Origin of the sequence: Burkholderia sp. Bp8991 (assembly GCF_003853795.1) — a bacterium.
Taxonomy (GTDB): Bacteria; Pseudomonadota; Gammaproteobacteria; order Burkholderiales; family Burkholderiaceae; genus Burkholderia.
Window position 1 is genome coordinate 44,273 of sequence record NZ_QTQJ01000032.1, and the last position, 15,296, is coordinate 59,568.

The 15,296-nt window shown below is 67.0% G+C and carries 12 protein-coding genes; 4 read left to right on the forward strand and 8 right to left on the reverse strand.

The features are described from left to right. Positions 1–70: 70 nt before the first annotated feature. Positions 71–607 carry a GNAT family N-acetyltransferase gene (locus DIE02_RS28350; protein ID WP_124529967.1) on the reverse strand — a complete coding sequence of 179 codons (537 nt, stop codon included), beginning with the start codon at positions 605–607 and terminating at the stop codon, positions 71–73. A gap of 96 nt (positions 608–703) precedes the next feature. Continuing rightward, complete coding sequence (locus DIE02_RS28355; protein WP_124529968.1) at positions 704–1,336, reverse strand: LysE family translocator; 633 nt, start codon at positions 1,334–1,336, stop codon at positions 704–706. A 317-nt stretch (positions 1,337–1,653) separates the two neighbouring features. On the opposite strand from DIE02_RS28355, the gene DIE02_RS28360 reads away from it, so the two are divergent. Both DIE02_RS28360 and DIE02_RS28370 read left to right on the forward strand, forming a co-directional pair. Further along, the gene (locus tag DIE02_RS28360; RefSeq protein WP_124529969.1) at positions 1,654–2,847 is read left to right on the forward strand and encodes a porin; all 1,194 of its coding nucleotides are present in this window, start codon (positions 1,654–1,656) and stop codon (positions 2,845–2,847) included. 664 nt (positions 2,848–3,511) lie between these two features. Then, positions 3,512–5,434 (forward strand): SMP-30/gluconolactonase/LRE family protein, encoded by a 1,923-nt coding sequence (locus tag DIE02_RS28370; RefSeq protein ID WP_124529970.1) that lies wholly within the window; start codon positions 3,512–3,514, stop codon positions 5,432–5,434. A gap of 194 nt (positions 5,435–5,628) precedes the next feature. Here the strand turns inward: DIE02_RS28370 and DIE02_RS28375 are convergent, their stop codons facing one another. Then, positions 5,629–7,815 carry a TonB-dependent siderophore receptor gene (locus DIE02_RS28375; protein WP_124529971.1) on the reverse strand — a complete coding sequence of 729 codons (2,187 nt, stop codon included), beginning with the start codon at positions 7,813–7,815 and terminating at the stop codon, positions 5,629–5,631. Between the two features lie 423 nt (positions 7,816–8,238). Between DIE02_RS28375 and DIE02_RS28380 the strand changes: the two genes are divergently transcribed. Continuing rightward, complete coding sequence (locus DIE02_RS28380; protein WP_124529972.1) at positions 8,239–8,685, forward strand: hypothetical protein; 447 nt, start codon at positions 8,239–8,241, stop codon at positions 8,683–8,685. 21 nt (positions 8,686–8,706) lie between these two features. Here the strand turns inward: DIE02_RS28380 and DIE02_RS28385 are convergent, their stop codons facing one another. From DIE02_RS28385 to DIE02_RS28405, 5 genes are all read right to left on the reverse strand, one after another. Beyond that, positions 8,707–9,798: a porin gene (locus tag DIE02_RS28385; protein WP_124529974.1), complete on the reverse strand. Its 1,092-nt coding sequence runs from the start codon at positions 9,796–9,798 to the stop codon at positions 8,707–8,709. Between the two features lie 102 nt (positions 9,799–9,900). Then, positions 9,901–11,244 (reverse strand): MFS transporter, encoded by a 1,344-nt coding sequence (locus DIE02_RS28390; RefSeq protein WP_124530004.1) that lies wholly within the window; start codon positions 11,242–11,244, stop codon positions 9,901–9,903. 156 nt (positions 11,245–11,400) lie between these two features. After that, entirely contained in the window at positions 11,401–12,462 is a 1,062-nt protein-coding gene (locus DIE02_RS28395) for an aromatic ring-hydroxylating dioxygenase subunit alpha (protein WP_124529976.1), read from the reverse strand. A 48-nt stretch (positions 12,463–12,510) separates the two neighbouring features. Further along, a complete protein-coding gene (locus DIE02_RS28400) occupies positions 12,511–13,476 on the reverse strand; it encodes a PDR/VanB family oxidoreductase (protein WP_124529978.1) in 966 nt (321 codons plus the stop codon). Further along, positions 13,473–14,552 carry an aromatic ring-hydroxylating dioxygenase subunit alpha gene (locus DIE02_RS28405; protein WP_124529980.1) on the reverse strand — a complete coding sequence of 360 codons (1,080 nt, stop codon included), beginning with the start codon at positions 14,550–14,552 and terminating at the stop codon, positions 13,473–13,475. The genes DIE02_RS28400 and DIE02_RS28405 overlap by 4 nt, the downstream gene beginning before the upstream one ends. 198 nt (positions 14,553–14,750) lie before the next feature. Between DIE02_RS28405 and DIE02_RS28410 the strand changes: the two genes are divergently transcribed. Beyond that, positions 14,751–15,239: a MarR family winged helix-turn-helix transcriptional regulator gene (locus DIE02_RS28410; protein WP_124529982.1), complete on the forward strand. Its 489-nt coding sequence runs from the start codon at positions 14,751–14,753 to the stop codon at positions 15,237–15,239. Positions 15,240–15,296 lie beyond the last annotated feature (57 nt).

Below are 15,296 nucleotides of genomic sequence, written 5' to 3' on the forward strand. Positions count from 1 at the left end.
GAATTCGCCGCGGGTCGTCCATTCGCGTCGACGGCGTGCGGATCGGCGCGTCGCGCGTCGCGTCGGCCCGTCAGTCGGTCGCGAGGCGCGCGTACAGCGCGAAATCGCCCGGCGCGCCGCGCACCATCCGGTATGCGCGCAGCAATCCTTCGTACCGGTAGCCGCATTTCTGCAGCACGCGCGCGGAGCCGGCATTGCTGGTCAGCACGACGCCCTGGATCCGCATGAAGCCGCCTTCGGCGAACGCCCATGCGGTGACGCTCGCGCACAGCGCGCTCGCGATGCCGCGCCCCCAGTGCGACGGCGCGAGGTCGTACGCGATCTCGGCCGAGCGGTTCGCGGTGGATACCGTATGCAGCCCGATGGTCCCGGCGAGCGCGCCCGACGCGTCGTCGACGATCGCGAGGCGGCGGATCGAATCCGGATGAGCCGATTCGATGCCGTCGAACAGCGGCAGCAGATCGTCGCGCGCATGCAGGTTCCAGCTCGTGTGGCGGACGACGTCGGGATTCGACAGGTATGCGTACCACGTGTCGAGATCCGCGCGGTCGAGCTGGCGCAGCGACAGGCCGGGGAAACCGGAGCGGGGCGGGACGTCGATTCTCATCGCGAGCCCGTTGAGGACGTTGCGGGTAATGCGACCCGCGCGAACGGCGCGCCTGAAGCGCTCGAAGCGCCCGAAGCACCGCGCATGCCGATGCTCCTACGCAGCATGCCGCCGATACAGCGCGAGCGATCCCGCCAGCGCGAGCAGCATCGCGCCGCACGTGCGTTCGAGCCACAGCGCGCCCGAGCGCTTCAGCAGCCGCATAGCGCGCGCACCGAGCAGCGCGTAGCCGAACATCACGGCGCCGTCGAGCAGCGCGAACGTGACCGCGAGCGCAACATATTGCGGTGCCAGCGGGGCGGCCGGATCGAGGAACTGCGGCAGGAACGCGGAGAAGAACAGATAGCCCTTCGGATTCGTCACCGCGGTCAGGAAGCTCTTCGCGAAGATCGACGCGTTGCGTTCGTACGCCGCGCCGCCATGCGCGACGGCGACGTCGAGCGAGCCCTTCGACGTGAGCAGCCGGATGCCGACGTACGCGAGATAGGCGGCGCCGAGCCATTTCACCACCGAGAACCAGAACGCCGATGCCATCAGCAGCGCGCCGAGGCCGAGCGCGACCGCGACGATCAGCACGAAGTCGGACAGCATCGCGCCGGCGAAGCCGTAGGCCGCGCGGCGCACGCCGTAGCGCGAGCCGTTGGTCAGTGCGAGCAGCACGGTCGGGCCGGGCGTCGCGATCCCGACGAACGCGACGGCGGCGAAGATCAGCAGGGTCGATTGATGCATGCCGAAGACTCCCGGTGGATGGCGGGTGCCCGATTATCGGGCGCGCGGCCTCGCGCTGTACAGGGACGTCCGCCGCGCGGCTGATTATCTCGATTTTGGCAAGAAGCTGTTTTCATTATTGCGCTATCGACCGGAACCGGTTCCAACTACCATGGCGGCCACGGCGGGCATGCTGGCCGCGACGTCGCGCGCGCGTTTCGCATGCGCGCGTTCCCGTGTGCGGACGCTGCCGGCCTCGCCATGCCGGCGGATCTCGCCGACCGCACGCGCTACTCGCATAGAACAACGGGCTCACCGCCCGGAGACGCTAAAAAATCATGAACAAGCAACTGATCGCAGCACCGCTGCTGCTCTCGCTCGCGGGCATCGCCTCCGCGCAAAGCTCCGTCACGCTGTACGGCATCGTCGATGCGGGCGTGACCTATCGCAGCAACGAACGGGTCGGCTCGCCGGGCGCCTATACCGGGCACTCGGACGTCGCCCTGACTACCGGCAACCTGTCCGGCAGCCGCTGGGGCATCAAGGGCGCCGAGGATCTCGGCGGCGGGATGCGCGCGCTGTTCGTGCTCGAGAACGGCTTCGACATCACCAACGGCACGTCGGGCCAGGGCGGCCGCCAGTTCGGCCGGCAGGCGTTCGTCGGTGTCGGCAGCGACCGCTACGGCACGGTCACGCTCGGCCGCCAGTACACGTCGCTCGACGACTTCGTGAGCCCGGTCGGCCCGTCGTCGTTCATCGGCGGCTTCGGCGCGCATCCGGGCGACATCGACGACCTCGACCAGACCGCGCGCGTCGACAGCTCGATCAAGTACACGAGCGCGAACTACGCGGGCTTCACGTTCGGCGCGCTGTACGGCTTCGGCAGCCAGCCGGGCAGCATGAAGCAGCGCAACACGTGGAGCGTCGGCGCGGCGTACGCGGCAGGGCCGCTGCGCGTGGGCGTCGGCTACGAGCGTTCGGACAACAGCAAGACGGGCGCGACCGACCCAACCGCCGGCAAGTGGCGAAGCACCGACGACGGCCTGTTCAACTCGTCGATCAACGAAGGCTATGCGAGCGCGCAGTCGCAGCAGATCATCGCGACCGGCGCGACGTACGACTTCGGCCCGGCCGTGGTCGGGGTGAATTACAGCAACGTGCAGTACCGCAGCGGGGCCCAGTCGCTGTTCAACGGTCATGCGACGTTCAACGTCGCGGGCGTGTTCACGCGCTGGAACGTGCAGCCGCAGACGCAACTGTTCGCGGGCTACAGCTACACGCGCGGCAGCGACGTCGACGGCATAGACAACCGCGCGCAGTATCACAACGTCACGCTCGGTGCGGTCTACGACCTGTCGAAGCGCACCAGCGTGTACCTGCTCGGCGCGTACCAGCATGCGTCGGGCACGACGCTCGACGCGCTCGGCCGGCCGGTGGCGGCGACTGCATCGGTGTCGGACAAGGCGAACGGCCACTCGTCCGACTCGCGATCGCAGGCGATCGTCAGCCTCGGGCTGCGTCAGAAGTTCTAATGTCATGTGCATGACCGGGGGCTCGCGTTCGATGCGGGCCGCCGGTTGCGTGGATGCCTCTGTTCCATCGGTAGCGCGTGATCGACGTCGTCGATGCGCTGCCCAAGTACCTCGACGGCCGGGACGGCCCGACGCTCGACAGCGCGAGCTGACCGTAACCGGCCGCCCCCGCCGGCGTGCGGCCTTGCTCATTCACCGCTGCCCACTTCCCTTCGCCGCACGCGCGGTACATCCCGGACCTCGTCCGCATCTTCATCGGCAACGACATTCCGCCGCACACTGCCTTATTTCATATATTCACGATTTACCCGGCAATGCTGCGTGCGCCGGATAATATTTTTTCTCTTTCATTTCTATTTCGATTTGTAATAATCGAATCGATTTCATGGAAATGAAAATCAATGCGCGCATGTCAGAAAAAATGACGTGCGAGCATTAGGAAATTCGGAACAAAGTGCCGGTAATGACGGATCGCAACGGCGTTGGTTGACGGGTTTCACGGTGGTGACCCCGGCATGCCCCATCGCTGGTCAATTCGCGTCGTGCGGTAAGGGAACGTAATGAATCGTTTGCACGGTAATTGAACCGGTTCTTGAAAAAATCACCGATATTTCATACGCGGCGAATTAGAGTGTCGAACAACGATCGTCCGGGAGCATCATTCATGTTATCGAAACAAATTCGCGCGGCATTGCTTGGATTGTGCATGGCAATGCTGGCGCCGGTCAGTCACGCACAAGCGCAATACACGACGGACTGGCTCGCGAACACGTTCGGCACGCTCGCCGCGCACGTCGGCAACGGCGCGCGCTCGCTGTGGGTCGCCCCCGAGGGCGTGATTTATACGGCTTCGCGCTGGGACGAGAACGCGGGCGGCGTCGCGATCTACCAGAACGGGCAGACGCTCGGCACGATCGGCATTCATGACGAATTCCAGGGCGGCGCGATCACCGGCAACGCGAACGCGCTGTTCGTCGCGCTCGGCTACAACCGCACGTTCGGCAGCGGCTCGGTCGGCCGTTACAACCGCAGCACGAACCAGCGCGACCTGCGCATTCCGGTCAGCACGTGGACGGGCATCCAGTACGCGGACGTGATCACGGGCCTCGCGACGACCGGCAACCTGCTGTACGTGAGCGACTTCTACGGCAACCGCGTGCGCGTCTACACGACGGACGGCGTGTGGCAGCGCGACATCGGCGTATCGGGGCCCGGCGCGCTGGCGCTCGACGCGGCCGGCAACCTGTGGGTCGCACGCAAGAGCGCGGGCGTCGTCGCGCAGTTCAGCCCGACGGGCACGGCGATGAGCACGATCCAGATGGCGGCCCGCGCGCGGCCGGCATCGCTGTATTTCGATGCGCCGCGCGGGCAGTTGCTGGTGGGCGACGAAGGCCCCGACATGAACATCAAGATCTACGCGCTCGTGGGCCAGCCCGTGCAGCTCGGCACGTTCGGCGTGCAGGGCGGCTATCTCGACACGACGTCGGGCATCAAGGGGCAGGTCGGCGACAAGCGCTTCACGCGCGTCGCAGGCATCGGCAAGGACGCGGCCGGCAACCTGTACGTGCTGAACAACGCTTGGGGCGGCGGCTGGGATCTCGGGCGCAACGGCAGCACCGACCTGCATTCGTACAACCCGACGGGCGCGCTGCAATGGAAGCTGCAGGCGCTGAACTTCGAGGGTGCCGCCGCGCCCGATCCGGCGACCGACGGCGCGTTCTTCTACAGCGGCAACAACGTGTACACCGGCACCGCGGGCGGCACGTTCGTCGCGAACACGATCGATCCGTTCAGCTATCCGAAGGACCCGCGCCTCGACATGAACGACTACCAGCGCGGCCAGCATTTCGGCCAGCTGGCGCTGGTAAAGGGCACCCGGATGCTCGTCGCGACCGGGCAGAACCCGGGCAACTACAACCTCTATCACTTCAACGGCGCGAGCGGCTACATCGCGATTCCGGACGGCTCGATTCCCGGCAAGCCGTTCAACACGACGCTGCAGGTAACGGCAGGTTTCTCGCTCGACGACAACGGCGACGTGTGGGCCGGGCTCGATCGCACCAACAACATCTCGCACTATCCGATGACGGGTTTCGACGCGGCCGGGAAGCCGACATGGGGCAAGCCGGTGCAGATTCCGATTCCGCGCTCCGTGCTGCCGCTCACGCGGATCATCTACCAGGCCGACAGCGACACGATGATCCTCGCGCAGGGCATCTCGGGCAGCTGGGACTGGACCGCGATGAACGGGCACATCGAGGTCTATCGCGGCTGGATGGCCGGCAACACGAGCACGCCGAACGTGGCGATCAACCTGACGAGCGCGAATCCGAAATCGATGGCGGCGGCCGGCCACTATCTGTTCGTCGGCTACGTGCACACGGTGCCGAACGTCGACGTGTTCGACCTGAACACCGGCAGCCTCGTCACCACGCTGACGAACTCGAACACGTCGGCGATGGACGTCGGCAACGACGTCGACTCGATGTACGGCATCCGTGCGTACCTGCGCTCGACCGGCGAATACGTGATCACGAAGGACAACTACAACGGGTCGAGCCTCGTCGTGTATCGCTGGCGTCCGTGATGGTGCAAGCGGCGCCGCCCGGGCCGGCCAGGTCTCATGGCGCGCCGGGCACGCGGCCGTTCACCTCGAGATGGCCGCGCACAATCCCGAGCAAAGCAGCAGGATCCTGCTCGATTTTGCGGGGCGGCTGATACGTGTTCGTGTCGCCGGCCGGAGCGCGTTGCGCGGCCCCGGCCACCCGGCGAGAAGATGCGTCAGAACGACACCGTCGTCGTCAGCGTGACGAGCCGCGGCTCGCCGACCGCGACGATCAGGTTGCTGTTGCTCGACGGGTAGTAGGTCTTGTCGAGCAGGTTCTTCACGTTGAGCTGGATGCGCGTCGGGAACTTGCCGATCGTCGTTTCGTAGGCCGCGAACGCATCGACGGTCACGTAGCCGGGCAGCGTGAAGCTGTTCGCGGTGTCGCCGGGCCGTGCGCCGACGAGCCGCGCGCCGCCGCCGAAGCGCCAGCGCCCCGGGAGGTTCGCGATCGCCGTGTCGTACACCGCGAACAGGCTGCCGGTGTGGCGTGCGACGTTGACGAGCGGCGTGTTGCTGTCGCGGTCGTTCGCGTTCGTGTACGCATAGCTGCCGATCAGGCTCAGGTGCCGCGTGAGCTGCCCCGCGACGTCGAGTTCGATCCCGCGCGAGCGCGCGGTGCCGATCGTCGACGTGATGTCGTTGACCGTGACCGCGACGTTGCGCTTGTCGATCTGATAGGCCGCGAGCGTGCCGGTGATGCCCGGCTTCAGGCTGAACTTCAGGCCGGCTTCCAGCACGCGGCCGAATTCCGGCGCGAGCGGCGCGGCCACGTTGGACGCGACGTTCGGCTTGAACGAACGGCTCACGTTCGCATACGCGGTCAGCGACGGCGTGAGCGCATACGCGAGCCCGAACTGCGGCAGCCACACGTTGCCGTGCGAGCGGTCGGCGAACACGAACGGCCGCCCCATTCCCGATTCCTGCTGCCAGTCCTCCCAGCGCAGCCCGCCGACCGCGGTGAGCCGGTCGGTGATCTTCACCGAGTCCTGCACGATCATCGAGTACGTGTGGACCTTCGAGAGCGAATCGCTCTGCTTCGCGCTCACCGTGCCGCCGGGCGCGAGCAGGCCGTAGACGGGATCGTAGAGATCGAAGCCCTTCGTCGCGGTGCCGCGGATCGTGTCACCGCGGAAGCTGCGCTGCCGCTCGTATTCGCCGCCGACATAGAGCGCGTGGCTCATCCCCGCGAGCGTCAGGTTGCCGAGCAGGCCGAGCGTCGCGATCTGGTCGGAGTCGTTGCGTCCGAGGTTCGCGTCGGACGAGCGCGACAGCGCGCCGGTCGTGCTGTTGAAGGCGGTCGCGCGGGCGATGTATTGATCGTAGCGGTCGCGACCCCAGCCGTAGGTCGCGCGCACGCGCCATGCGTCGGAGAAGCGGTGTTCGACGCGCGCGCGCAGCGTTTCCTGGATGCCGCTGCTTTGCGCCCACGCTTCCTCGTAGCGGCGATAGCGCAGCGCATCGTCGGGGCGGCCGTTCACGAGCACCGTGCCGCGATCGAACGGCATCGTGTAGTCGGCGTACTGGTAGCTGACGTCGATCGACGTGTTCGCGTCGTGCCACGACAGCGCGGGCGCGATCAGCGCATTGCGCTCGCGGCCGAAGCTGCGCCAGTAGCGGCTCGTGTCGTATTCGCCGGTGAGCCGGAATGCGAGCGTGCCGCCCGCGACCTGGCCCGGCTTGCCGAGCGGGCCGGTCAGGTCGAACTGCGCGCTGCTGCCGCCGTGGCTCGTGCGCGAGGCCGAGATCGAGCCGCCGAACGTGTCCTCCGGCTTGCGCGTGACGAGGTTGATCACGCCGCCCGGGTCCTGCATCCCGTACAGCAGCGAAGCCGGGCCCTTCAGCACTTCGACGCGGTCGATCGTCGCGAGGTAGCTGTGCAGCACCGGCGTGCGCACGCCGTCGACGAGCACGGAGCCGTCGTTGTTCGAGCCGAAGCCGCGCTTGATGAACGCATCGCGCGTGCCGCCGAGCGTGTTGGTCTGCGTGACGCCGCTGATGTTGCCGAGCACGTCGTCGAGCGAGCGCGCCTGCTGGTCCTGCATCACGCTGCTGCTGACCACGGCGACCGATTGCGGAATCTCCCTGAGCGGGCGATCGTCGCCGCCGGCGACGCTGCTCGTGCGCGGCTGGTAGCCGACGGTCGGATCGACTGCTGACGATGCGCTGACGCTGATCGTCGGCAGTTCGCGTTCGGGGCGCGCGGGCGTCGACGAGGGCGAGGGCGTGGCCGCCGAAGCCGTGGCGGCAGGTTCGGCATCCGCATGCGCGCCGCTTGCGACGCAAAGCGTGATCAGGGCGGGCAGGCTCGCGCGCCACGGACGAAGCGTCCGGGCGCGGTGGGGCGTTCGGCGGGATGGCATGAATCGATGAATGGACGGAGTGCTAAGGACGATGACGCGGGCCGCAGCGCCTTTACTGCGTCGCGCGGAGGATGTGCATGATATATGTAATGAGAATCGTTTGCAATTGTAAAGAGGCCGATTCGGACCGGGCATCGTGATTGCCGGGCCGCCGGCCGTCTGCTACCGTAGCGCCCAAAAATAGACGCAGTGAAATTCAATGAGAGCCGGGGGCCGCACCATGTCATCTTCCTGTCACGTCGCGTGCCGCGCGACGTCGCGCACCGCAGCCGACCACGCGGGTGCTGAAGTGATTGCAGCCGTGTTCCACGATTCGAACGATTGACGCAACGGCCGCACGTCATTCCCTGGTGTTTCGCCGGGCAGCCGGCGAAGCGCCGCGATCGATTACTTCAACCACCACGCTTGACGGGAGACCACCCAATGAAAAAGAGTTCCGCGCCGTTCATGACGGCCGCGCTGGCTGCCTGCGCGATGCTGGCGGGCGTTCACCAGAGCGGCTACGCCGCGCCGGCCGCCGAGCCCGCGATCGACGCGCACTACGCCACCGTGATCGAGGCCTACACGCAGGACATGGCCGCCGCGAAGACGAAATACGACGGCAGGCGCCTCGCGTTCGTCGGCGCGGTGATGCGGATGGGCAGCGACCCGGGCGGCACGTACTTCGGTGCGTTGACGGCCGACGGCGAGCAGTTCGACACGCATTTCGACGCGGCCGATCAGTCCGCGTTGAAACCGAAATTCCCGGGCGGCGAGATCAAGCCGTTCACGGCGTCCGCGAATTTCCGCTTCAGCTGCGTGAACGAAGGTTATATCGACGCGCCGGTGCTGCCCGGGCTGAAGCTGTCGCATTGCCGGCTCGCCGATTGATCGAGGTGCGGTGTCCGGCGTTCAGAACTTCTGCTGGATGCCGGCCATCACGCCGAGCTGATTCATCCCGGTGCCGACCGTCCCGCCGGCCGCGACCGCGTTCGCGGCCAGCGCGCTGTTGAACATGTAGCCCACCGACGTATACACGGTCGTCCGCTTCGACAGGAAATAGTTTGCGCGCCCGACGACCAGCGTCGCGTTCGTGCCTTCCTTGTTTTCGCGGCGTTGCAGGTAGCGCACGCCCTGCAGGTCGAGCGCGAGGTAGGGCGTCGCGTAGTACGTGCCGCCCGCGAACACGATGTCGGCCTGCAGGTGCTCGGCCGCCGCGAGGTTGCGGCGGATCCACCCGGCGCCGAGTTTCGCGGGGCCGATCTTCACGTAGCCGGCGACGATGTCGCGCGTGTCGGTGTAGGCCGGATTGTTCAGCGGCGCGAGCGCGCCGCCGCCGCCGCGCATCACGTCGTGCGACGCGGCCAGCCCGAAATTGCTCGCGTCATACGCGAGCATCGCCGTGTATTGGCGGCACGCGACGATGTCGCCGGGCACCTGTCCGGCGCAGCCCGTCGCCGACGGCCCCGCCGGCCCGGCCGCGTCGCGGCCGAAGCTGTAGGTCGCGCCGAGCGTCACGCCGTGGAACGTGCCCTTGTAGCCGATCGCATTGTCGCTGCGCGCGTTCGGCAGATACGAGTCGAAATCCGCCATCGAATGAATCGACGGGCCGATCACGTCAGCATTGGTCACCACGATCATCGACATGTTCATCTGACGGCCGAGGGTCAGCGCGCCGAACGGGCTGTTTACGCCCACGTTGGCCTGCCGCCCGAACAGGCGCCCGCCGTAGTTCAGCGCGCCGGTGCCCGGCTGGAAGCCGTTTTCGAGCACGAAGAAGGCCTGGTAGCCGCCGCCGAGATCCTCCGTGCCTCTCAGGCCCCAGCGTGACGGCACTTCGCCGGTCAGCGTCGGCATCCCGGTGAACGATCCGCCGCGCGCGGCGTTGTTGTAGTAGGACACGCCGGTATCGATGATCCCGTACAGCGTGACGCTGCTTTGCGCACAGGCCGGTCCGGCCAGCGCCATCGCCGTCGCGAGTGCGACGCCCAGTTTCGTTTTCATGGCTGTCTCCAAACAGTATGTAGATGTACTTATCGATTTTTTTATTGCCCCGGACCTGCCCGGGATGCCGACGGGTATCGGCAGGACTGCGGGTGTCGCGTGTTACGAGATCGCCGGATCGCGTTGCCGGTGCGGCGCCGCGACATGCGCGCCCGCCACGGCGACGGCGATCGCCGCGCCGGCCATCGGCACGAGGAACGCGAAATAGAGATGGGGCACGGACCAGCCGTCGTCCAGCAGCGCGCCGACCGTCATTGGCGACAGGATCGCGCCGAGGCGGCCGATGCCGACCGCGAGACCGATGCCGGTCGTGCGGATCTCGGCGGGATAGGGCGTTGGCGACAGCGCGTACATGCCGGCCACGCACGCGTTGATCACGGCGCCGAGGAACACCGCGACGATCATCCCGGTGCCGAGCGAGCCGGTGTTCGCGCCGAACGCGACCATCAGTGCGCCGCCCAGCAACAGCGTCGCGCCCAGCAGGCTGCGCAGGCCGAACCGGGTCGACAGCAGGCTGAACAGCGACGCGCCCGCGATGCCGCCGAGGTTGAGCAGCACGCCGCCGGTCACACCCTGCGAGGCCGACAGGCCGGCCTGGACCAGCAGCTTCGGCGTCCAGCTGACGACGAAATAGAAGCTGCCCATCACGAGGAAGAATGCGATCCAAAGCGCGATCGTGCGACGCGTGAGCGGCGCGCGCAGCACGGCTGTCCAACTTGAGGCGGGGCTCGCCGTGTCGATGGATGCGCTCGCGGCCGGCAGCGCATCGATCGGCGCGCGCTTCATTCTCGCGAGGATGCGGTTGATCTTCTGCAGCGCGTCGTCCGGACGTCGCGCCAGCAGGAAGTCGAGCGATTCCGGCAGCAGTGCGAGCACCATCGGGATCGCCATCAAGGTCAGGATGCCGCCGAACGCGAACACGCTGCGCCATCCCCATACCGACAACAGGTAACCGGCGAGAACGCCGCCCGCGGTGGCGCCGATCGCGTAGCCGGTCGACTGCATGCCGATCGCGGCGCTGCGCCATTTGTTCGATGCGTATTCGCCGCTGATGACGGTCAGGCTTGCGAGCATCCCGCCGATGCCGAGCCCCGTATAGGCACGCGCGACGGCGAGTTGCAACGTGCTGTGCGTGGCCGCACAGGCCAGCATGCCGGTCGAGATCACGGCGAGGCAGAGCAGGATGATGCGGCGGCGGCCGACGCGGTCGGCCAGCGGGGCGATCAGCACCGAGCCGATCCCCATGCCGGCCAGCCCGGCGCTCAGCAGCAGGCCGATTTCCTTGCCGCTCAGTTTCCACTCGGCCGCCAGGTGCGGCGCGGCAAACGCGATGGCCAGCACGTCGAAGCCGTCGAGCATGTTCAGCACGACGCAGGCCGTGACCGCCATCGTCTGGAACGCGCTCATCGGGGACGCGTCGATCGTATTGCGGATATTATCGCTCACGTCAAAGATCCTTGATAAAAATAGTATGACTAATCGAATGGGATGAAATCGAAGCCGGCAGCGGCGAATGGGACGAAAGCGAATGCGTGGATTGACGGGCAATCCGGGGAACGCCCGTCGCGGCCGGCTCGCGTCGTTCGCGCGCCGGGGCGAGGGTTACGCGGGGTCGGGCTGCAGCAGCAGCCGCTCGATCACGCGCCGCGCGCGATTGGGGCCCGCGTCGACATGAATGTCGATCTGGCGGCAGTCCGGAAACCGCAACTGATTCCGGTATTGCGCTTCGATCACGGTCTTGTCTTCGTCGAACGTCGCCGCGGATTGCTCGATGACGGTTTGCGCGATGCGTTCGACGTCGTGTTGCGGATTGGTCGCGACGGTCCAGAAGTAGTGCGTCGTCGTTTCCGTCTCGGGCGTGATGCCGTGGAAGCCGCGCATGTGAAAACCGCCGCGCGCCGGGTCGTGAAGGTCGCCGGTGCCTGCGTCCATCGCGCCGGTCCAGATCCGGATATGCGACACGTGGAATTCGATTTCCTGCCAGCGGTCGACGCGGCCCGCGAACGGCCACGCGGCCGTGTAGGTCGGCGGCGGGTCGGACGCCGGCATCCGGCGGACCAGCGTCACCGTGTCGCCTTCGCTGCTGACGCGGGTTTCCGCGCCCATATGCAGCGGCGCGTTACCGCCGATCGTTTTCAGATGAACGTAGCCGAGGTGGCTCAGGTCCATCAGGTTGTCGTGAATCAGCTGATACGGCGCGTCGTAATGGTAGTGGCCGCCGCCGAACCGGTATTGCGGATCCGTGTGGAACGCATAGCGCGGCGGCGCGCAGGTCGGTTGGGCGTGTGCGTCGGCGCCGATCCAGATCCATACGATCGCGTCCTGCTCCCGCACCGGATACGACGCCACGCATGCCTTCGCCGGAATGCGTTCCTGGCCGGGAATCTCCACGCAGGTGCCGCCGCGGTCGAACAGCAGCCCGTGATAGCCGCAGCGCAGGCCGCGCGCCTCGAGCGAGCCGCACGACAGCGGTAGCGACTTGTGGCAGCAGCGATCCTCCAGCGCGCCGACTTCCCCGGACGGCAACCGGAACAGCACGACCGGACGGCCGAGCAACGTGCGGGCGACGGGCTGGTCCGTCAGTTCGGATGACAGCGCGGCGACCCACCATCGATCGACCGGGAATTGAGCAGTACTGATGGGGGCCTGGGCAGGTCGTTCCATTGATCGTCTCCAGTATTGTGGTTGGCCGCCGCGTATCGGGCGGTCCGTCTACAGATCGAGGACCAGCAGGTCGCTTCGCGATCGGGAGCAGCACGGCATGAACTGGTCGCCGGCCGCTTGTTCCGCTTCCGTCAGATACGAATCGCGATGATCGGGCTCGCCTTCGAGCACGCGCGTCATGCAGGTGCCGCATACGCCTTGTTCGCACGACGTCAGCACGTCGATGCCGTTGGCCGCCAGCGCCGCGATGACCGTGCATTCGGCCGGCACGTCGATCACCTTGCCGCTGCTCGCGATCCGGACCTGGAACGCGCGATCCGCGCCGGACGACTCGACCGCGCCGCCGAAGAACTCGTAGTGCAGCCGCGCTTCGGCCCAGTTGCGCTCGCGCGCGGCGTTCAGCACCGCATCCATGAAGCCGCGCGGGCCGCATACGTACAGGTGCGTGCCTTCCGGCGCGGCGGCGAGCACCGCGGCGAGGTCGAAGCGTTGCGCGGGGTCGCCGTCGTCGACGTGGAAGCGGACGCGGTCATGGAACCCGGCGGCGTTGATCCGCTCGACGAAGGCCATGCGATCGGTCGAACGCGCGCAGTAGTGCATGTCGAACGGCAGGCCGGACGAGAACAGCCGTTCGGCCATGCTGAGGATCGGCGTCACGCCGATTCCGCCGGCGAGCAACAGGTGGTGCGGGGCGTCGGGCGCGAGCGGGAATTGATTGCGCGGCATGCCGATCCGCACGGTATCGCCTTGCCGGACTTCGTCGTGAATCGCGCGCGACCCGCCGCGGCCGTCGGCATCGCGCAGCACCGCGATCTGGTAGCGATCGCCGTGCTCCGGGTGGTTGCACAGCGAGTACTGGCGCACGAGCCCGCCCGGCAGATGCACGTCGATATGGGCGCCGGCGTCGAAGCGCGGCAGGGGCGAACCGTCGTCGCTGACGAATTCGAAGCCGCAGATGTCGCGCGCTTCCTGCCACTTGCGGGCCACGCGGACCGTCAGCGTCGCGGCGCTCATGACGCCTCCTTGATCTGCGCGACCGGAATCACGGGCCGCTGCGGGCTCGCCGCATTTTCCTCGGCGAGCAGCCGCTCGATCACCTTGCGCGACAGCACGCCGCCGGCGTCGATGTTGAGCTTGAGCAGCTTGCGCTCCGGCCACTGCTCGAGGTTGAGCTGCTGGCGCTCGAGCATCTCGAGGTCCTCGGCGAAGATCTTGCCCTGGCCTTCGCGGATCTCGGCGGTCAGCGCGTGATCGTCGGGCCGGAAGTTGCGCGCCATCCCCCAGAAGTACCAGATCGAGGTGTCCGTCTCCGGTGTGATGAAGTCGACCACGATCGACGACGCCTTCAGCTCCGCCGGCGCGTCGTAGCCGCCGTGGCCCGCATGCGCGACGCCCACTTCGATCATCACGTGGCTCGGCGGCGTGAAGCGGCAGATCTGCCAGCGGTCGACCGGCACGTCGTCGGCAAGGCCGTTGCCGCGCAGCGCCATCCGCCAGAACGGCGGCGGCATCACGTTCTCCATGAAGCGGCTGGTGACGACTTCGTCGCCATTGCTGGTGGTCTTCGGCGCGGCTTCGTCGATCTCCTTCTGGCCGATGCTCGTCGCATGCACGTAGGTCTCGTGCGTGAGGTCCATCAGGTTGTCGATCATCAGCCGGTAGTCGCAACGGATGTGATACAGGCCGCCGCCGTGCGCCCAGGCCGGATCTTCGGCCCATTGCAGCGCGGGCAGCCTGGCGGGATCGGCTTCGGACGCGTCGCCCGGCCAGACCCACACGAATCCGTACCGTTCGACCACCGGAAAGCTGCGGATCGGCGGGAAGCCGCCGACGCGCTGGCCCGGCATGCCGGCCGTCTTGCCGTTGCAGCCCATTTCCAGCCCGTGATAGCCGCACACGAGCACGCCGTCACGCACGAAACCCAACGACAGCGGCGCACCGCGGTGCGGGCAGAAATCCTCGAGCGCGGCGACCTGGCCGTCCGCCGCGCGGTAGAACACCATCGATTCGTTGCAAATCTTGCGTCCCAGCGGCTTGCCGTCGATCTCGTCGGGCGTGCAGGCCACATACCAAGCGTTCTTGAGAAACACGTTGTTCGTCTCCTTCAGGGCGGTGCCGCCGGTACGCGGCAACTCGTCATTCCGTGTACTGAATGTGATTCAGTGTACTCATTGAGATTGGCTGGAGCAAGGCGAGCGGTATACTGGTTTTCCCGGGAAATGGCGCGAGGCAGCGCCATGCCGTCGGCGCACGCAACGGCGTGCGCCGCCTATGTCATCGACTCATTCATGGAAAAAACGAATCCCGCCGACACGCCGGTTTTCCCGCTCGACCTGTACGACGAGCCCGGGCACCTGATCCGGCGCGCGCACCAGATCGCAGTCGCGATGTTCTACGAGAAGCTGGGCCGGGACGTGACGCCGGTGCAGTACGCGGTCCTGCGGATGCTCTACGAGTGTCCGGGGCTCGATCAGGTGACGCTCGCGCAGCGGGTGGCGCTCGACACGTCGACCACTGCCGATCTCGCGGTCCGGCTCGAGGCGAAAGGATTGATCGTCCGCGAAGTGCTGCCGCGGCGTCAGCGGCGCCTGCTGCTGACGCCTGCGGGCGTCGAGCTGCTCACGCACCTGATTCCGTCGGTGAAGGAATTGCGCGCCGGCCTGTTCGACGGCATGGGCGAGGACGATTCGCAGGAACTGATGCGCCTGTTGCGCAAGTTCGTCCATCTGAACAACGAGCAGAGCCGCGCGCCGCTGCGGGTCGGCGAAGAGTCGTAGCGCTTGGACTCGGCTCGATGGAGCGGGTGATGCGGCAAGGCGCCAGGCGCGCCGCAC

What these genes read in the sequence shown, in the direction of transcription:
- DIE02_RS28400 (WP_124529978.1), bottom strand. Translation starts at nt 13,476, where the DNA reads ATGAGCGCCGCGACGCTGACGGTCCGCGTGGCCCGCAAGTGGCAGGAA.
- DIE02_RS28370 (WP_124529970.1), top strand. Translation starts at nt 3,512, where the DNA reads ATGTTATCGAAACAAATTCGCGCGGCATTGCTTGGATTGTGCATGGCA.
- DIE02_RS28410 (WP_124529982.1), top strand. Translation starts at nt 14,751, where the DNA reads ATGGAAAAAACGAATCCCGCCGACACGCCGGTTTTCCCGCTCGACCTG.
- DIE02_RS28380 (WP_124529972.1), top strand. Translation starts at nt 8,239, where the DNA reads ATGAAAAAGAGTTCCGCGCCGTTCATGACGGCCGCGCTGGCTGCCTGC.
- DIE02_RS28375 (WP_124529971.1), bottom strand. Translation starts at nt 7,815, where the DNA reads ATGCCATCCCGCCGAACGCCCCACCGCGCCCGGACGCTTCGTCCGTGG.
- DIE02_RS28395 (WP_124529976.1), bottom strand. Translation starts at nt 12,462, where the DNA reads ATGGAACGACCTGCCCAGGCCCCCATCAGTACTGCTCAATTCCCGGTC.
- DIE02_RS28350 (WP_124529967.1), bottom strand. Translation starts at nt 607, where the DNA reads ATGAGAATCGACGTCCCGCCCCGCTCCGGTTTCCCCGGCCTGTCGCTG.
- DIE02_RS28355 (WP_124529968.1), bottom strand. Translation starts at nt 1,336, where the DNA reads ATGCATCAATCGACCCTGCTGATCTTCGCCGCCGTCGCGTTCGTCGGG.
- DIE02_RS28360 (WP_124529969.1), top strand. Translation starts at nt 1,654, where the DNA reads ATGAACAAGCAACTGATCGCAGCACCGCTGCTGCTCTCGCTCGCGGGC.
- DIE02_RS28385 (WP_124529974.1), bottom strand. Translation starts at nt 9,798, where the DNA reads ATGAAAACGAAACTGGGCGTCGCACTCGCGACGGCGATGGCGCTGGCC.